General features: G+C 39.6%; 17 protein-coding genes. All 17 read left to right on the forward strand.

What is annotated here, in order from left to right:
- The gene (locus LO754_RS01925) at nt 1-2,079 is read left to right on the forward strand and encodes a serine hydrolase domain-containing protein (protein ID WP_231785474.1); all 2,079 of its coding nucleotides are present in this window, start codon (nt 1-3) and stop codon (nt 2,077-2,079) included.
- Nucleotides 2,080-2,487: 408 nt separating this feature from the next.
- Entirely contained in the window at nt 2,488-3,138 is a 651-nt protein-coding gene (locus LO754_RS01930; protein ID WP_231786274.1) for a TetR/AcrR family transcriptional regulator, read from the forward strand.
- Nucleotides 3,139-3,226: 88 nt separating this feature from the next.
- Nucleotides 3,227-4,369 (forward strand): acyl-CoA dehydrogenase, encoded by a 1,143-nt coding sequence (locus LO754_RS01935; protein WP_024362792.1) that lies wholly within the window; start codon nt 3,227-3,229, stop codon nt 4,367-4,369.
- 31 nt (nt 4,370-4,400) lie between these two features.
- Nucleotides 4,401-6,041, forward strand: coding sequence for an AMP-binding protein (locus LO754_RS01940; protein WP_231785475.1), 1,641 nt, complete (start codon nt 4,401-4,403; stop codon nt 6,039-6,041).
- A 15-nt stretch (nt 6,042-6,056) separates the two neighbouring features.
- Nucleotides 6,057-7,415, forward strand: a complete 1,359-nt coding sequence (locus LO754_RS01945; protein ID WP_231785476.1) for an acetyl-CoA carboxylase biotin carboxylase subunit — start codon at nt 6,057-6,059, stop codon at nt 7,413-7,415.
- Between the two features lie 180 nt (nt 7,416-7,595).
- A complete protein-coding gene (locus LO754_RS01950) occupies nt 7,596-7,808 on the forward strand; it encodes an acetyl-CoA carboxylase biotin carboxyl carrier protein subunit (RefSeq protein WP_107896025.1) in 213 nt (70 codons plus the stop codon).
- Nucleotides 7,809-7,820: 12 nt separating this feature from the next.
- Nucleotides 7,821-8,738, forward strand: a complete 918-nt coding sequence (locus tag LO754_RS01955; RefSeq protein ID WP_024362796.1) for a hydroxymethylglutaryl-CoA lyase — start codon at nt 7,821-7,823, stop codon at nt 8,736-8,738.
- Complete coding sequence (locus tag LO754_RS01960) at nt 8,735-9,520, forward strand: enoyl-CoA hydratase (RefSeq protein WP_231785477.1); 786 nt, start codon at nt 8,735-8,737, stop codon at nt 9,518-9,520. Before LO754_RS01955 ends, LO754_RS01960 begins: the two co-directional genes overlap by 4 nt.
- A gap of 24 nt (nt 9,521-9,544) precedes the next feature.
- Nucleotides 9,545-11,083 carry an acyl-CoA carboxylase subunit beta gene (locus LO754_RS01965; protein WP_231785478.1) on the forward strand — a complete coding sequence of 513 codons (1,539 nt, stop codon included), beginning with the start codon at nt 9,545-9,547 and terminating at the stop codon, nt 11,081-11,083.
- Between the two features lie 124 nt (nt 11,084-11,207).
- A complete protein-coding gene (locus LO754_RS01970; protein WP_025218538.1) occupies nt 11,208-11,780 on the forward strand; it encodes a VanZ family protein in 573 nt (190 codons plus the stop codon).
- A 348-nt stretch (nt 11,781-12,128) separates the two neighbouring features.
- Nucleotides 12,129-12,914 carry a putative metalloprotease CJM1_0395 family protein gene (locus LO754_RS01975; RefSeq protein ID WP_231785479.1) on the forward strand — a complete coding sequence of 262 codons (786 nt, stop codon included), beginning with the start codon at nt 12,129-12,131 and terminating at the stop codon, nt 12,912-12,914.
- 23 nt (nt 12,915-12,937) lie between these two features.
- The gene (ybaK, locus tag LO754_RS01980) at nt 12,938-13,432 is read left to right on the forward strand and encodes a Cys-tRNA(Pro) deacylase (RefSeq protein ID WP_024362801.1); all 495 of its coding nucleotides are present in this window, start codon (nt 12,938-12,940) and stop codon (nt 13,430-13,432) included.
- 123 nt (nt 13,433-13,555) lie between these two features.
- Nucleotides 13,556-14,632 carry a nucleotide kinase gene (locus tag LO754_RS01985; RefSeq protein ID WP_231785480.1) on the forward strand — a complete coding sequence of 359 codons (1,077 nt, stop codon included), beginning with the start codon at nt 13,556-13,558 and terminating at the stop codon, nt 14,630-14,632.
- 227 nt (nt 14,633-14,859) lie between these two features.
- Nucleotides 14,860-16,059, forward strand: coding sequence for a glycine C-acetyltransferase (locus tag LO754_RS01990; RefSeq protein WP_231785481.1), 1,200 nt, complete (start codon nt 14,860-14,862; stop codon nt 16,057-16,059).
- 239 nt (nt 16,060-16,298) lie between these two features.
- Nucleotides 16,299-17,309: a methionine ABC transporter ATP-binding protein gene (locus LO754_RS01995; protein WP_024362804.1), complete on the forward strand. Its 1,011-nt coding sequence runs from the start codon at nt 16,299-16,301 to the stop codon at nt 17,307-17,309.
- Nucleotides 17,302-17,970 carry a methionine ABC transporter permease gene (locus LO754_RS02000; protein ID WP_231785482.1) on the forward strand — a complete coding sequence of 223 codons (669 nt, stop codon included), beginning with the start codon at nt 17,302-17,304 and terminating at the stop codon, nt 17,968-17,970. The genes LO754_RS01995 and LO754_RS02000 overlap by 8 nt, the downstream gene beginning before the upstream one ends.
- Nucleotides 17,971-17,990: 20 nt before the next feature.
- The gene (locus LO754_RS02005) at nt 17,991-18,842 is read left to right on the forward strand and encodes a MetQ/NlpA family ABC transporter substrate-binding protein (RefSeq protein ID WP_024362806.1); all 852 of its coding nucleotides are present in this window, start codon (nt 17,991-17,993) and stop codon (nt 18,840-18,842) included.
- Nucleotides 18,843-18,873 lie beyond the last annotated feature (31 nt).

Here is an 18,873-nt window from a genome sequence, read left to right on the forward strand (position 1 = left end):
ATGAAAAATAAACTATCTGCGGTGTTAGCCGCTACATTAGCATTAACAATAAGTCTACCAACTGGGGCGTTGGCGTTTTCTAACAGTCAGACTGCGGTTGTGGCTAGCCAAGAATTAGCTAGTCAAGAACTAAAAAAGATTGCGGAAGAGAAGGCTGCGCTACTTACGAATTCCTATGAGACGACTAGCGTGCAGTATGCGCTAATTGATAATGGTAAACTTGTTTTGTCAGGTCAGACAGGCAAGAATGATATGGAAGGGAAACAGCCGCTGACTAAAGATACTTTATACGGGATTGGTTCAGTCAGTAAAATGTATGCAACTGCAGCTGTTATGAAATTGGTCGATGAAGGAAAAGTCGATTTGGATGAACCTGTTGTCCACTATATTCCTGATTTCAAGATGAAAGATGAGCGTTACAAAAGCATTACGCCACGTATGCTATTAAACCACTCCTCTGGCTTGCAAGGTAGTACGTTTACTAATACTTTTTTATTTAACGATAATGATACTTATGCCCATGATAACTTGTTACGCCAATTATCCAACCAACAATTGAAGGCTGATCCTGGCGCGTTCTCAGTATACTGCAACGACGGTTTTACGTTAGCCGAGATAATGGTCGAAAGAGTCAGCGGTATGAGCTTTACGGAATTTATCCATCAACAGTTTACAGAACCTTTAAAGCTAAATCATACGAAAACGCCACAGGACGAATGGGAAAATGATAAGCGGGCAGGACTTTATTTTCCAACATATCAAGGACAGCTTCCACCTGAATCAGTGAATGTGATTGGTACGGGAGGGATTTCTTCCACTGCCGAAGATGTTGTGCAATTCTCACAAATATTTATGGGACAGGGAAAAGGAATCCTCTCTGACAAGGCAGTTCAGGCGATGGAGCAAGAGGAATATAAAAAAGGAATGTGGCCAGAGGATGGAGATAGTATTATCAACTATGGTCTTGGTTGGGATAGTGTGAAACTATATCCATTTAGTGAATATGGGATAAAAGGTTTGGCTAAAGGCGGCGACACGGGATTGCAACATGCTTCACTGGTCGTACTTCCTGAACAGAAGATGGCAATGGCTGTGTTATCATCTGGCGGTAGCAGCATGACAAATCAACTGATGGCGACTGAAATACTGCTCGCTGCGCTTAAAGAGAAGGGCACAATTAAGGACATCAAGCCGAGTAAATCCTTTGGCAAGCCAGTCAAGGACAAAATGCCTGAAGACCTAGCAAAGAATGCAGGTTTTTACGGCAATAGTTCCGGTCATTTCAAAATAGAAATTACGAAGAATGACGAACTAATCTTGCCAACTAATCCAGAAGAAAAATATATATATACTGCCGATGGAAGCTTTATGAATGAGAATGGTACCGCCAAGCTTAACTTCGTCACGGAGAAGAATGGACGAACTTATTTGAAGGAGAGCACATATTCGTCTCTGCCAGATTTAGGGCAAATAGCAATTACGCATTATGTAGCCGAGAAACTTGAAGACAATGTGCTATCGAAAGAAACAGCTGCCGCATGGGCAAAGCGAGAAGGCGTCAAGTTTTATCTTGTGAGTGAGAAATTTAGTTCTTTGCTATATTTTGCACCAATCGTGCCTATCCAAATTAATAGCAAGGAAGCGATGGAAGGCTATTGGGGAAGCAGTAAAATTATAGGCCCTAACACGGCGATGCATCAGCTCCAAATACCTGTGATGGGTGGACGTGATACAACGGAAACACGTTTCTATACAGAAGGTGACGATGAATATTTAGAGATGTCCGGATTTTTATACGTAAGTGAAACCAACTTAAAACCGCTTAATGCAAGCCAATCATCCAAAGTTACACTACAAGCAAATGGACATGCGAGCTGGTTTACAATCCCGGAAGCGTTAGCAGGGAAAACGATGACGGTGGAGTTGCCATCAAATAGTTCGTTTGCGGTGTATGATGACAAGGGATTATGTATTAATTTTACTGTTGTAAATGGCAATAACAAAGTAAAACTGCCGAAGAACGGAACGGTTGTATTTGCTGGTGCATCGAATTCGGAATTTGCAATCACGTTGAACTAGCTACAATTCAAGAGGGACTTCAACAAAACCAGTAGGACATCGGAAAGATGTTTTGCTGGTTTTGTTTGTATAAGGTTATATCAGCGTGCTACTTTCGGCATCGACACCAACGCCTCGAGGTATTTTTATAAATTGTTTGAGTGACTGGCACGCAAGTAATGAATTTTAAATGGTGTGCATACAGTTATTGTATGTGTTTTGTGGAAGTGGTACATTATTTTATTCTGTTTAATGTAGTTTATTTTCTTTTTAATGTCATTAAAATTCTTTTTTAAACTAGACAGTCAATTTTTGTGATGCTATATTTAGAGTGTCATAGTTTTTATAATTAGGAAAATTAAGAAAATGTTAGTCCTAGTTATAGGGAACAAAGGGGTAAGTGTTATAAAAGAAGGATGATAGATGCCTATGGTAAAAAAAACGTTAAAACAAAGAATTGTAGATGCTTCTGTAGTACTGTTTCAGCAAGATGGCTATCACAACGTAACAGTTGAACGCATTGTGGAGTATATTGGCGCATCAAAAGGTGGGTTTTATCATAATTTTAAATCGAAAGATGAACTGTTGTATGAGGTTCATGATGTGTTTATTTCCTATGTGATTAAACAGTCACAGGAAGCGTATGACAAATACGATACACCGATTAAACGCTTATGTGCAATGCTTCAAACGTTGACCCAAGTGTTTGATGTATACCAATCTCATATTACCGTATTTTATGAGGAAAGCCGTTCTTTATCAGAAGAATATAGTGCAATCATTCATAAGAAGCGGGACCAATATCGGGATATTTTACAAAAGGTGATTGAAGAAGGGCAACAGACAAAGGATTTTCGTGCTGAATTGCCTTGTACAATTGTAACAATGACCATTGTAGGGATGATTAACTGGACATATATGTGGTTTAAACAAACGGGTCCGTTAACAATGGAGGAAATTACAGAAGTATTTACAGATATGATATTACGAGCAATTGTGACAGACCAAGCTATGGAAGAAGCAACTCAATTTATGGTAAAGATGAAGCCAGAAGAACAAGCTGGTTTTATTAATGTTTAGTACAGACCGACTAGTCGGTCTAAATATTGTGTAACTGTCGTCTGAATGAATTCCGCTATGGCAAATTGGATATTAGGGGGAAATGGGAATGAACTTTGAACTAACGAAAGAGCAAGCGATGATTCGAGACATGGTACGTGATTTTGCAGAGAAAGAGATTAAACCTTATGCTCGTGAAGTCGACGAGACATCAACAATGAGAATAGAAAGCTTTGAAAAAATGGCTGAGCTAGGCTTATTAGGTATCCCGTTTCCAGAGGAATATGGTGGTTCTGGAGGAGACACGGTTTCCTATGCAATAGCTGTTGAAGAAATTGGACGTGCGTGTGGTGGTACGGGTTTAAGCTATGCAGCAGCAGTAAGCTTAGGCGCCGCTCCTATTTATAATTTTGGTACGGAAGAGCAAAAGCGTGAATGGCTTGTTCCTTTAGCGAAAGGGGAAACATTAGGTGCTTTCGGCTTAACGGAACCTAATGCGGGGTCTGATGCTGGCGGTACCCGTACAACAGCAGTTATAGATGGTGATGATTACGTTATTAACGGAGAAAAATGCTGGATTACTAATGCAGGTCATGCGCGCCAAATTATTGTCACGGCAGTAACAGGTAAACGTGAAGATGGCAAAAAAATTATTTCATCCATTATTGTGCCAACGAATACGCCTGGTGTCACAATCAATTGTAATTATGACAAGATGGGTGTGCGTGGTTCCAATACTTGTGAAATTATTTTGCAAAATGTTCGCGTACCAAGAACGAATTTATTAGGGGACGAAAAACGTGGATTCAGTCAATTTTTAAATACATTGGATGGTGGCCGTATTTCCATAGCTGCGCTATCAGTCGGCATTGCACAATCTGCATATGAAAAAGCATTAAAGTATGCCAATGAACGAGAGCAGTTTGGGGCACCAATCGCCAAGTTTCAAGCAATACAGTTTAAGTTGGCAGATATGGCAATGGAAATTGAGCTAGCTCGTACGCTAGTACATAAAGCAGCGTGGCTTAAAGATCAGAAAAAACCATTTGCTAAAGAGGCAGCGATGGCGAAATTATTTGCTTCTGAGATGGGCTTCCGTACTTGTAATCAAGCCATTCAAATTCATGGTGGTTCAGGTTATATGAAGGAATATGATGTAGAACGTCATTTGCGTGATATTAAGTTAATGGAAATCGGTGAAGGAACATCTGAAATTCAACGTCTCGTTATTTCTCGTCTAATTGGCTGTTAAAAATTAAATAGCATATTGAAGGGGGATTTTCATGGCAGAACTTGTGTATCAAACAATTGGTCAATTGCTCGATGAACAGGCTAAAAAATATCCTAAACATGAAGCGCTAGTGTATGCAGACAGAGACTTGCGGTTGACTTATGAGGAGTTAAACCAGCAAAGTCGTTTAGTGGCAAGGGGGTTACTGTCCCTTGGAATTGAAAAAGGAGACCATATTGCCGTGTGGACAACAAATGTTCCAGAGTGGGTACAGTTACAGTTTGGTACAGGAAAAATGGGTGCGCCAATTGTCACTGTTAACACCAATTATCGTGCCCATGAACTGGAATATTTACTAAGACAATCCGATGCAAAGACGATTATTTTAATCGAAAATTTTCGTGACCATTCTTTTATTCATACACTCCAAGAAATATGTCCTGAGCTTGAACATTGTGAACCAGGTAATTTGCAATCGAAGCGACTACCTCTATTAAAAAATGTTATTTTAATTGGCGAAACAAAGTACCCAGGTGTCCTGAATTGGTCAGATGTATTGGCATCTGCAAAGCAAGTAACAGAGCAACAATTAGATCAAATACAGGCTTCATTACATTATGATGATGTCATTAATATTCAATATACTTCAGGTACAACGGGTTTTCCAAAAGGTGTTATGTTAACACATTACAACCTAGTTAATAATGCCGTTAACATCGCTGAATGTATGCGTCTAACTTCAGCAGATCGTTTATGTATTCCTGTGCCATTTTTCCATTGTTTCGGCTGTGTCATCGGTACACTAGCCATTACGACAAGTGGTGGAACAATGGTCCCAGTACAAGAATACACACCTGCGGAAGTGTTACGAACAGTTGAAAAAGAGAAATGTACAGCATTACACGGTGTACCAACAATGTTTATAAGTGAATTGAATTTGCAGAATTTTTCGTCATACGACTTATCGACATTGCGTACGGGCGTAATGGCAGGCTCTAATTGCCCAATCGAAGTCATGAAAGCGGTCATCGAAAAAATGGGGATGACTGACATAACCATTTGTTATGGTCAAACGGAATCTTCACCTGTTATTACACAAACAAGAGCAGATGATCCATTCCATTTAAAAGTAGAGACAGTAGGTCGAGCATTACCAAATCTAGAAGTTAAAATTGTTGTTCCTGGTACAGATGTGGAAGCGCCGATAAACGAGCAAGGTGAGCTTTGTACAAGAGGCTACCATGTGATGAAAGGCTATTATAACAACCAAGAAGAAACCCAACTTGCAATCGATCAAGACGGTTGGCTGCATACGGGTGATTTAGCGACGATGGATGAGGATGGTTATGTCAGAGTAACAGGTCGTTTGAAGGATATGATTATTCGTGGTGGAGAAAATTTATATCCACGTGAAATTGAAGAATTTCTATACACGTTCCCAAAAATTGCAGATGTGCAGGTCGCTGGTGTTCCCGATCCTAAGTATGGAGAAGAAGCGGCAGCATGGATTATTTTACGAGAAGGGGAACAGGCGACAGAAGAAGAAATTCGAGCATTTTGTCGCGATAAAATTTCTAAACATAAAATTCCAAGACATATTTTCTTTATCGATAGCTACCCAATGACTGCTTCAGGAAAAGTACAGAAATTTAAGCTACGCGAAGAATTTTTGGCAGCAGTGAAGGTGAAATAGGAAGGGGGCAACATAATGTTTAAAAAAGTATTAATTGCCAACCGTGGTGAAATTGCTAGACGGGTTATACGCACATGTAAGCGATTAAATATTCTAACGGTTGCGATCTATTCCGAGGCGGATGCAGAAAGTTTACACGTCAAAGATGCGGACGAAGCATACTGCGTAGGTAAACCACCTGTTGTACAAAGCTATTTAAATATTGAACGCATTCTTGAAATCGCCAAGGAAAGCGGTGCTGATGCCATACATCCAGGGTATGGCTTACTATCAGAGAACGCCGATTTTGCCAAACGTTGTACGGAGGCAGGACTCGTATTTATTGGACCAAGTGCAACTGTGATTGCGTCAATGGGCAGTAAATTAGAAGCGCGTAAAACGATGAAAGCTGCGGGTGTACCGATTGTAGAAGGGGTAGAAGCGCCTGTTAAAGATGTAACAGAAGCAGTTGAAATCGCTGCACGCTTAGGTTATCCCATTATGCTTAAAGCCTCTGCTGGTGGTGGTGGCATCGGTATGCAACTGGTGGCAGATGCAGAAGAGCTCGCAAAAGCATTCGAGGGTAATCAGAAACGTGCACAATCATTTTTCGGTGATGGCACGATGTACATGGAACGTTTTATTGCGAATCCACATCATGTGGAAGTGCAAATTATTGCAGATAGCAAAGGCAATGTCGTTCCGTTGTTTGAACGAGAATGCTCCATTCAACGACGCAATCAAAAAGTGGTGGAGGAAGCTCCCTCTCCATTCATCTCTGAAGAGACGAGAGCAAGGATGTTAGAAGCTTCTGTACAGGCGGCGAAGCACATCGGTTATGTCAATGCAGGAACAATTGAATATTTAGTCGATGCAGAGCAAAATTTTTATTTCTTAGAGATGAATACACGCTTGCAAGTCGAGCATCCCGTCACAGAAGAAATAACAAAACTAGATCTTGTGGAAGAGCAATTGAAAGTAGCTGCGGGACAGTCATTGAGCTTTACGCGTGACAGCATTGATAAACAGGGGCATGCCATTGAAGTACGAATTTATGCAGAAAACCCTACAACGTTTTTCCCGTCTCCAGGCAAAATTACAGAACTGGTATTGCCAATAGGTGAAGGCATTCGACATGAATGCGGTGTAGAAGCAGGCACAACGGTGACTCCTTTCTATGATCCAATGATTAGTAAATTAATCGTTTGGGGAGATACGCGGACAATTGCATGTCAACGCCTTATACAGGCACTAAAAGAATATAAAATTGAAGGAATTCAAACAAATATACCGATGCTTTTGAAAACTGTCAGTCACGAGCAATTTTTACAAGGGCATACAACAACAAAATTTGTCGAGGAATTCTATTTACCACAATTAACAGAAACAAAATAAGATATGAGCTTTCGGCATGCGTGCTTTAAAGTACGAGATGACGAAAAGATGTTTTCATACTGAGTAGCTTATGCAAAGCGTGGAGTGAGTAAGCGTGCGTTACAAAATGATAATCAATGTATGGATGTAAGTGTGATTTAAGCACTTAAATACAGTCATTAACAATTTGGAGGGGTTAATATGGCAACAGTAAAAGCAAGCATGGCAGGAACAGTATGGAAAATCGTAGTGGCAGAAGGAGAAAAGGTGACAGCTGGGCAAGATGTTGCGATTTTAGAGTCGATGAAAATGGAGATTCCGATTGCCGCTGAAGAGGATGGCATTGTCACAAAAATCATCGCGAATGAGGGCGATTTTATTAACGTAGATGATGATATTTTAGAAATTGAATAGGGAGGCATTTCTATGCAATTACCGAAGCATGTTACGTTGAAGGAAGTTGGTCCTCGTGATGGCCTGCAAAATGAAAAGGTACACATCGCAACTGAAGATAAAATACAGCTAGTCAATTTACTTAGTCAGTCGGGATTAAATTATATAGAAGTAACGTCTTTCGTTCATCCGAAGTGGATTCCACAATTGGCAGATGCGGTAGAAGTGTTGCAAGCGATTAAACGAGAAAAAGATATAACGTACGCAGCCCTTGTGCCGAATATGCGAGGACTAGAACGTGCATTGCAAGCGGGTATTGATGAAGCAAGCATTTTTATGTCGGCAAGTGAAAGTCATAACCAAAAAAATATTAACAAAACGATACTTGAAACATTGCCGATTTTAAAGGAAGTAGTTATTGGGGCAAAGGCTGCAAACAAGCACGTACGCGGTTACATCTCAACAGTAATTGGTTGCCCTTACGAGGGTTACATACACCCAGAAAAGGTTTTACAAGTTACAGACAAATTATTAGAAATGGGCGTTGATGAAATATCGCTAGGGGATACAATCGGCGTCGGCGTACCGACACAAGTTGAGTATCTTTTAGAAGAGCTGTTAAAGAGATATCCGGTTGAAAAATTTGCTATGCATTTTCATGATACGCGTGGTACAGCACTTGCCAATATTACGAAATCCTTAGAAATGGGGATTACAAAATTTGATAGTTCCCTTGGTGGTTTAGGAGGTTGTCCTTATGCAAAAGGGGCGACCGGCAATGTTGCCACAGAAGATTTGCTGTATCTATTAGACGGCATGGGCATAGCAACCAGCGTTAACATGGAAAAGTTGCTAGATGCAGTACGATTTATCGAACAGAGGCTAGGGAAGGACGTTGCATCTAAGCAAATGGCAATTGTTCGTAATGAAGGGAGTGCGAATGTCACGTGACACAACAACTCGTTCAATTTGATGTATTACCAGGTAATATCGGGCTTATTACACTTACTAGACCCGAAGCTGCAAATGCCATGTCTGTACAATTACTAAACGACCTTAGTGGAACACTAGATAAAATAAATGCTGATCCAGTAGTGCGGGTTGTTTTACTAACAGGTGCAGGAGAAAAGGCGTTTTGTGCAGGTGCTGATTTAAAAGAACGCAATGGTATGTCCGACCGACAAGTAAAACAAATTGTGCAACAAATCGGCACAACAATTGCTAAAGTTGAAGCATTGGCGCAACCTGTGATTGCCGTATTAAATGGCGTTGCATTTGGGGGCGGGCTAGAACTTGCTTTAGCTTGCGATTTACGGGTAGCAGCTACACATACAAAAGTGGGACTTACTGAAACCTCTCTTGGTATTATACCTGGGGCAGGAGGAACACAGCGCTTACCGCGACTAATAGGCATTGGAAAAGCAAAGGAACTCATTTATACAGCACGTCGAATCGATGCCGTGGAAGCACAGCGTTTTGGTATTGTGGAATATGTCTATGAGGGGCATGAAGTGCAGGAAAGAGCGCTTCAACTTGCACTGGAAATGGCGAAAAATGCGCCGCTATCATTGATTCAGGCGAAAAATGCTATCAATAATGGGATGGAAGTAGATTTGGCTACAGGCTTGAAAATTGAATCACTGTCCTATAGTGCACTTATTCCAACTGAAGATCGTTTGGAGGGCTTACAAGCTTTCCAAGAAAAAAGAGCACCGCAATACTTAGGGAAGTAATGGACTGCAAAGGGGGAATGGAACATGAGTAATATCTCTACAGAAAACACATCCAATGCGATGAAAGATCAAATTTTAGCAGGGGGTTTGCCAAAATATCACGATAAAAATGCACAACAAGGCAAGCTATTTGTCCGAGAGCGCTTGGAATTATTATTAGATGATGGACTTCAATCAGAGGATGGCCTGTACGCAAACTGTTTAGCAGGTGATTTACCGGCAGATGGTGTCATTACGGGTATTGGTAAAATCCATGGTCGTACAGTATGTGTGTTAGCCAATGATTCAACCATTAAAGCTGGATCTTGGGGAAAACGAACTGTCGAAAAAATGATTCGTATTCAAGAAACGGCGGAGAAGCTAAATTGCCCATTATTTTATTTAGTCGATTCGGCAGGTGCGCGTATTACAGACCAACTAGAGATGTTCCCAGGGCGTCGTGGCGCAGGACGTATTTTCTACAATCAGGTGAAGCTTTCTGGTAAAGTGCCACAAATTTGCTTGTTGTTTAGGCCTTCAGCAGCAGGTGGCGCTTATATTCCTGCATTTTCTGATATTGTGGTGATGGTGGAAGGTAATGCTTCCATGTATTTAGGGTCACCGCGTATGGCGGAAATGGTGATTGGTGAAAAGGTAGATTTAGAGACAATGGGTGGCGCGAAAATGCACTGTTCCGTATCTGGCTGTGGGGACGTGCTTGTAAAAACAGAGCAGGAAGCGATTGCTTATGCTCGTAAATACTTGAGCTATTTTCCGAATAACTATGCTGAGCGTAGCAAAGTTGAAGCACCAAAGCCACCAGCATCTTTTGAAAAATCAATTGAAGACTTAATACCTAAAAATCAGAACTCGCCGTTTGATATGTATCAGTTAATTGATCGATTGATTGATGAAGATTCATTTTGTGAAATAAAGAAATTATTTGCTTCAGAATTAATAACAGGGCTTGGGCGCATTAATGGACAATCAGTAGGGATTATAGCTAACCAACCACGTGTGAAGGGTGGCGTATTGTTCCACGATTCGGCAGATAAAGCGGCAAAATTTATTTCGTTATGTGATGCTTTTAATATACCGCTTATTTTCCTCGTAGATGTGCCTGGCTTTATGATTGGCACACAAGTTGAAAAGGCGGGTATTATCCGTCATGGTGCCAAAATGATTTTTGCCATGAGTGAGGCAACTGTACCAAAGCTAACTGTAATTGTTCGCAAGGCGTATGGCGCGGGACTCTATGCTATGGCAGGCCCAGCCTTTGAACCAGATTGTTGTATTGCTTTATCGAGCGCACAAATTGCGGTAATGGGTCCAGAGGCAGCGATAAATGCAGTATATGCCAATAAAATTGCTGAATTGCCAAAAGAAGAACAAGCTAGCTTTATTGCGGAAAAACGGAAAGAGTATCAAGAGGAAATTGACATTTATCGCTTAGCTTCTGAGCTAATTATTGATGATGTCATTGAGCCGAATGACTTACGTAGAGCACTTGAAACACGTTTGGAGTTGTATATGTCAAAATACTTGTTATTTTCACAACGAAAACATGGTGTAAATCCTGTCTAAGAGGATTTACTTAAATGCACCCAGTTCATGCTGGTGTGCATTTTTTGATATATTTCACCTCTTGCATGGAGATGGTCAGACATATTAAAATATGGGATGGATAAGAGGAAGTGGGTGAATTAGCATGGTAAAAAATAATATACCTAGTATTCAAGATGATGCCAAGCTACCATTACCATATCGCGCGTGGATTGATACGTATTACATACAGCTTAAAGTAATAGGCTGGGTATTTTTCAGCTTTTACACATTTATCGCCTTTTACAAATTAGTCATTAATCGCTTAGTGAATGTCAGTGTTAGTTTGTTCCGAGGCGAAAATTCTTTAAGTGAAATTGGTTTATTTGATTATAGTAGCTGGCGCGTAACGACAAATTTTATACCGTTTGAAACGATTTTACGTTATATCAACTACTCCCAATATTTTAATTTAGATTTAATTATCCTAAACTTATTAGGCAATTTGTTAATATTTACACCGATGGGCTTTTTGTTACCATTACTATCAAAGCGCTTTCGGAAGGTGTGGATTGTAGTTTGCGCAGGCTTTTTCTCAAGCCTTGCTGTGGAAACAGTCCAGTTTATATTCAGGGTAGGTTCTGCGGATGTCGATGACTTGATTTTAAATACGCTAGGCGCTTGGTTTGGATACTTAGCTTACAAATGTATTCTCATTTTTCCAAAAAGAAACGTTTAAAAAAGAAGAGAAAAAACAGTCCGTTTATGTATGGGCTGTTTTTTATTGTTACGTTTACACTATTTACCACGTGTTTAAAGTGATAAAATTTATTGAAACTAAATTATAAAGTAATAAAGAAATGGAATGTTCACTGAAAAAATGGATTTACGCGGTGTCTTTTTACCTATATTATATTTAGATTATTGTTTCTTTAGGAGGTTAGTATCAATTTGTACTTGAATTTATAATGGAAAATTCCGATAATAAGAGTACAGAATGCTTTTGTTCGAATAAAAATCGTTATGAGTGAATTGTTCATATTTACGATGTAACTTGCATATTAAAAAAGAAAGTCGAGGTGATATTATGAAACTATCAAATGTAATAGAACAAGAAAGACAATCAGCCTTTTATAATCGAAAAAAGATTCTTCAGCGTAAAGAGGCTGGTGATGCTTATCGTAAAAATGCACAGTATTTCCAACCGAAAAAAAATCCCATTTTGCAAGAGCTCGAAAATCTTTTATTAGGACGCACAGATCAAGATTTATATGAGCAACATAAAGAAGAAGCGAAAGATGTAACGCCACAACAACAAGCTATGATTCAAGACTTACAACAAGCAGAGAAAAGTGTAAGAGCACATGAGCAAGCTTATAAAGCAGTTGGCGGTGAGGCTGATGACTCGTTATTGCCTTCAGAAGTGAATGCTGAAGGATCTATAGCATTAGACGATTCATCGATTGTTGCACTTGATAAAGATAGTGGTGATGTTGATACGTTGCAAATTTTACAGCAGGTTCGAAGTGCTGCACTTGCGCCAACTGCCCCATCTTCACAGGATTTACGTGTAGCGGCTAGTGCAGATACTCAAATACAACAAATTCAGGCAATGTTAAATGGACTAGAGCTGGAAGAAGCGGCTCTAGATCCAGCTTATGTTACAGAAACGGTAGATGTAAAGGTGCCAGAGCGATTTGCGAAGGCATTGAAATTGGACCCATTTGCAGATACAATTTTCGGTAAGAGTTATGAAGAGGCGTTGAAGGCACGAACATTTAAACTGGCGTCTGCAACATATGCAGCACACATTAAAATGGCTAAAAACGGTTATCTTTTTGGGGATAACGCGTTGTTTTCAATGACAGCTTAATGGTGTAGATAGGGGAATTGACTGTGGCAAAGGCAAAGCATACGAAAACAAATGCGATTAGACTATTAGAGCAGCAAAAAATACAATTTGATGTATTGGAATACGAAACAGGTGATGGTCAAGTAGATGGGGTTTCAGTGGCTGAAAAAATTGGTCATCCTGTGTCCTGTGTCTTTAAAACATTAGTCGCAAAGGCAAGCGCTCAACAGCTATTTGTTTTTGTCATTCCAGTTGCGGAAGAATTGGATTTAAAAGCTGCGGCTAAAGTAGTTGGAGAGAAGAAGATTGAGATGCTAGCAGTAAAGGAGCTTCTAGGTTATACAGGCTATATTCGTGGTGGCTGCTCACCTGTCGGCATGAAAAAACTGTATCCGACGGTTGTGGATGCATCTGCACGGGAGCAAGGAAGTATTATTGTAAGTGCAGGAAAAATCGGCATGCAAATGCATATACAACTAGATGATTTACTCGCCGTAACAAAGGCGCAACTGGCACCAATTACAACTATCCAAGAATAATCTTGGATAGTTTTTTTAGTGTCAGGCACTCACACAATTCTCATACAATTAGAGCTAGCTCCCTTTCATTTTTTTCTGTGATAGTTCATATACTGTCATGGCATAAAAAAAGGAGGAGCGACATTGAACGGAAATGTGACCTACTATTTTGGACACGCACTTACAGGGCAAGGAATCAAACATTTATATAAAGAAATGATGGACGAAGCAGAACTTGTTTACGTTCTGCAAGGCGCATCAACGTTTAAAGGGTCAGAGCTTCTGAAGGAGCTTGGTTATTTTTATGTAAAACAGGGCTTTGCAGTAGAGTGGTTTCAACACGCATTGTTAGAGAACGTAATAGAAGGAGTATTTGTTAGAGGTTGTAATCGACTTTTTATTTGGACTTCAACATGGGGCATTGAACCAACTTTACTTGGTACGAAGCATCGCGTGCTGTCCTTTTATGATTGCCTAGAAGAACAACAGCTTGAAAAAATAGGTGAAAAGTTGGCTGCTGCGATAAAAGAGCGAGATTTGTGGCGTGAGAAGTGTATTACAATGCTTGAAATTGCAAAAAAAATACATGATGACTGGGAAGTAGTCACGCAAAGTTGCATGGATTGGCAAGCGTTAGATGAACAAGTTGCCCGTTTAAAGTCAACTATTTTTCAATCCATCGTGTTAAATAAAACAAGCCGACGTACACACCGATTATTAGGAACACTTACACCTCGTGGAGCAGAAAATACAGTAGACAGCATGACAAAAAATTTAACAAGACGATTGATGATTAAAGGGAAGCCCGGTACAGGTAAATCTTCATTAATGAAAGGATTGGCTGATGAAGCAAATGCAAGGGGATTAGATGCACAAATTGTTTGGTGTGGCTTAGATGCTGGATCAGTGGATATGGTCATCATACCAGAATTAAATTTTTGTATATTTGATAGCACAGAACCGCATGTATTTAATCCGCAGGATGGAAGATTAGGCGATGAAATTTTTGATATGGGTCAGCATTGTAAGCTATCAGAGCAAGCCGAAGCTCAAATTGAAGATATCCGTGTGAAATATAAAAGCGCCATGCAAGATGCAATTGGCTATACGACGCGTTATGCTGAAGCGGAGAAAACGATTCGCCAGCTAATGGATCATTGTGTATCGACTGCGATATGGCGTGAAAAAACAGCACCTTTATTTGAAAGATTAGCAAAGTAATTTATTCTAATTGCACGCTTATGCTACACTATGGGTAGACTAGTCGATCTTCAATTAATAGCTAATTGCTCAAGAAATATCGATGCAAGTGACCCCTTAGTTGCAAAGATGTTCAAAAGCCAGCTAAATGAAGAGAATGCCTCTGGCTGAAGCCTTGGATTTTACAATGCATGCATGTACTAAAATCCGAATATTATGACGCCGAGAAGAAATGAATTGTAGAAAGGATGATACTCTTGTCTAAAGTACTAAACGCATTTTTAGATGAAAACTTACAAGCCTTACGAGATCAAGGCTTATACAATGAAATTGACGCAGTAGAAGGCGCAAATGGACCAATTATTCAGGTTCGAGGTCAGCATCTCATCAATCTTTCCTCTAATAACTATCTCGGCTTAGCAACAAATGAGCAATTAAAGCGAATTGCTAAAGAAGCAACAGAACAATATGGTGTAGGCGCAGGGGCTGTTCGTACAATTAACGGCACGCTCGATCTACACGTTAAATTAGAAGAAAAGCTCGCTGAATTTAAAGGAACGGAAGCGGCGATTTCCTATCAATCGGGCTTCAACTGTAATATGGCGGCTATTTCAGCTGTTATGGATAAAAACGATGCGATTTTATCAGATCAATTAAACCATGCGTCGATTATTGATGGATGTCGCTTATCGCGCGCGAAAATTATTGCCTACAATCACTCGGATATGGAGGATTTACGCGCAAAGGCAAAAGAAGCGACAGAATCAGGTTTGTATAATAAAGTGATGGTCATTACGGATGGCGTATTCTCAATGGATGGGGATATTGCCAAACTGCCTGAAATCGTAGAAATTGCCAAGGAATTTGATTTAATTACGTATGTCGATGATGCACATGGTTCAGGTGTGACAGGCAAAGGCAAAGGTACGGTAAAACATTTCGGGCTTGAAAAAGAAATCGACTTCCAAATCGGCACGTTGTCAAAGGCAATTGGCGTAGTCGGTGGTTATGTAGCTGGTAAGAAAAATTTAATTGACTGGCTGAAAGTACGTTCTCGTCCATTTTTATTCTCAACGGCATTACCACCAGGTGATGTTGAGGCCATTACAGCAGCAGTGCAAATGCTTATTGACTCAACAGAGCTACATGATAAGCTATGGGAAAATGGCGACTACTTAAAAGCAGGATTAGCAAAGTTAGGCTTCAATATTGGTGACTCTGAAACACCGATTACACCATGTATTATTGGGGATGAAAAGCTTACACAAGCGTTCTCACGTCGCTTATTTGAGGAAGGCGTTTATGCAAAATCTATCGTTTTCCCAACTGTTCCAAAAGGCACTGGGCGTGTCCGTAATATGCCGACAGCGGCTCATACAAAAGAAATGCTAGACAATGCATTGGCGATTTACGAAAAAGTAGGTCGTGAACTAGGTGTAATTAAATAATAAAGACAGAGCGCTATTGTTCAATTTGAACAATAGTGCTCTTTTTTTTCTTGCATTGTTAGTTTTACTGTGAAATTTCGAGATATTGCTCAATATTCATCGTTTTAAACGGAAATTAGATAATGAGGGATAAGCTTATTGTCGAAAGAGATTGACAAATAACATAATTCAAACTATTCTATAAAACATATTAGAATAGTAGGTTTTTAGATATTGAATAATTGAGTAAGGAGAACAATATGCTCGAATTCCGTAATGTATCAAAAGTTTATAGCGCAAAGAAAAAAGAGGTTGTTGGTGTAGATAATGTATCCTTAACAATTAATAGTGGTGATATTTTCGGTATTGTAGGCTATTCGGGGGCGGGGAAAAGTTCCCTCCTGCGTTGTATAAATCTACTAGAACGACCTACTAGTGGTGAAATATTAATAAATGGTAAGGATTTAACGAAGCTATCCCGAAATGAACTGCGTTTAGCCCGTTTAAAAATCGGCATGATATTCCAGCATTTTTATTTAATCAGTCAAAAAACAGTTGGTGAAAATATTGCCTTTGCTTTAAAAGCAGCGAGTATGCCAGCCAATGCGATTCCTGCTCGAGTGGATGAGCTACTAGAGATGGTTGGTTTAGCAGAAAAACGAGATGTTTATCCTGCACAGCTTAGTGGTGGTCAAAAACAAAGAGTAGGTATTGCTAGAGCTTTAGCAAACAATCCGGCGATGTTGCTATGCGATGAAGCAACATCAGCTCTCGATCCAAAAACGACAGTGTCAATTTTACGATTATTAAAGGAAATAAATAAAAAGTTAGGCATTACAATTGTCCTTATTACACATGAAATGGATGTTGTGAAGGAAATTTGTAATCGTATGGCTGTGATGCAGGACGGAAAAGTGATAGAAGAAGGGGATGTGTATGATATTTTTGCCAGTCCCCAAAAGATATTAACACAGGAGTTTATTAGTAGTGTTGTATCTTTTGATATTCCAAAAACAATTCTAAAAGATGTACGGGGTCAAATCGTTAAAATTTTATTCAAAGGAAATGTTGCAGGTGAAGGGGTTATTTCAGATACGATGCAACGTTTTGAGGTAAAAGGGAATTTCCTTCATGGCACAATCGAGTACATTCAAGAGCGACCACTGGGTATTTTTTTAATGGAGCTACAAGGTGAGGACAGCGAGTTAGCGAAAGCTAGAGCCTATATGACCGAACGTGGTGCGATTGTGGAGGTGGTTTTGCATGTTTGATGTTACACATTTAATAGATATGGTTCCAGATCTATTAAAGTACCTTCAAGAAACCATTATTATGATTGGTATTTCCTTATCTGTGTCGATTGTATTAGGTCTACCACTGGGTATTTTATTATTCGTTACGGATAAGGGATTGTTTTGGGAAAATCGATTGATTAAAAGCGTATTTGGCTTTGCGGTGAACTTGATTCGTTCGATTCCATATATCATTTTATTGGTTGCTTTATTCCCGTTGACGAAGTTGCTTGTTGGACAAACAATTGGACCCATTGCAGCAAGTGTTTCATTATCGGTTGCAGCCATTCCGTTTTTTGCACGTTTAGTGGAAACGTCGTTACGAGAAATTGATAAAGGGGTAATAGAAGCGTCTATTGCAGTAGGAGCAACGCCGTGGATGATAATTAAGGATGTCTTAATTCCTGAAGCAAAATCAAGCATTATTCAAGCAGTGACAGTCACGGTGATTAGTTTAGTAGCTTTCTCTGCAATGGCAGGTGTAGTTGGTGGTGGTGGTATTGGTGATTTAGCCATTCGATTCGGCTACTACCGTTATGATAATACAATTATGATTGCTACCGTTGCGATACTCATTTTGCTCGTGCAAGCGATACAAATTGCAGGTGACTGGTTTGCAAAATCAATTGATAAAAGATAAAAAGAGGAGAGATTGATAAGATGAAAAAATCGTTATTAGCATTTTTGACAATCATCTTTGCTGTTGTTTTAGCAGCATGTGGCGCAAGCGACAAAGGAGCAGATTCAAAAAAAGATTCAGATGCAGCAGGGGAAAGCAAATCGATTAAATTAGGTGCAACAGCAGGTCCTTATAGTGATATGCTGAAAAAAGCTATTATTCCACAGCTTGAAGAAAAGGGTTATGAAGTAGAATTAGTAGAATTCAGTGATTATGTACAACCGAACAAAGCTTTAGATAATGGGGATATTGATGCAAACTTATTCCAGCATACAATTTACTTAGAAAACTTTGAAGAACAGAATAACATGGATTTAGAACCATTAATTATTGTGCCGACAGCGCCAATGGGCTTCTTCTCAAACAAATATAAATCGATTGATGAAATTCCAAATGGGGCGACAGTGGCAATTGCCAATGACCCTTCTAATGCAGCACGTACATTGTTATCATTGCAAGAACAAGGCTTAATCGAGATTGATCCTAAAATCGAAGAATTAAAAGCATCAGAAAAAGATGTTGTGAAAAACGACAAAAATTTAGTATTCCAACCGATTGAGGCGGCAGCACTTCCACGTACAGTAGAAAGTGTTGATTTAGCAGGAGTTCCTGGTAACTTTGCTTTAGCGGCTGGATTAGATTTACTAGATGCTGTATTTTTAGAAAATATGCCTGACCAATTCCGCAACGTTATCGCAGTAAAGGCAGAGAATAAAGATTCGCAATTATCAAAGGATTTAGTGGAAATTGTAGAATCAGCTAAATTTGAAGAAATTATTGATGCAGACTTCAAAGGCTTTGGGAAACCAGAATGGATGAAAAATCGTAAATAAAATGAAACAAGAAGCACTCGTCATATGGCGG

It is taken from the genome of Lysinibacillus sp. GJ-1 (assembly GCF_021166035.1).
GTDB classification, from domain to species: Bacteria; Bacillota; Bacilli; order Bacillales_A; family Planococcaceae; genus Lysinibacillus; species Lysinibacillus sphaericus.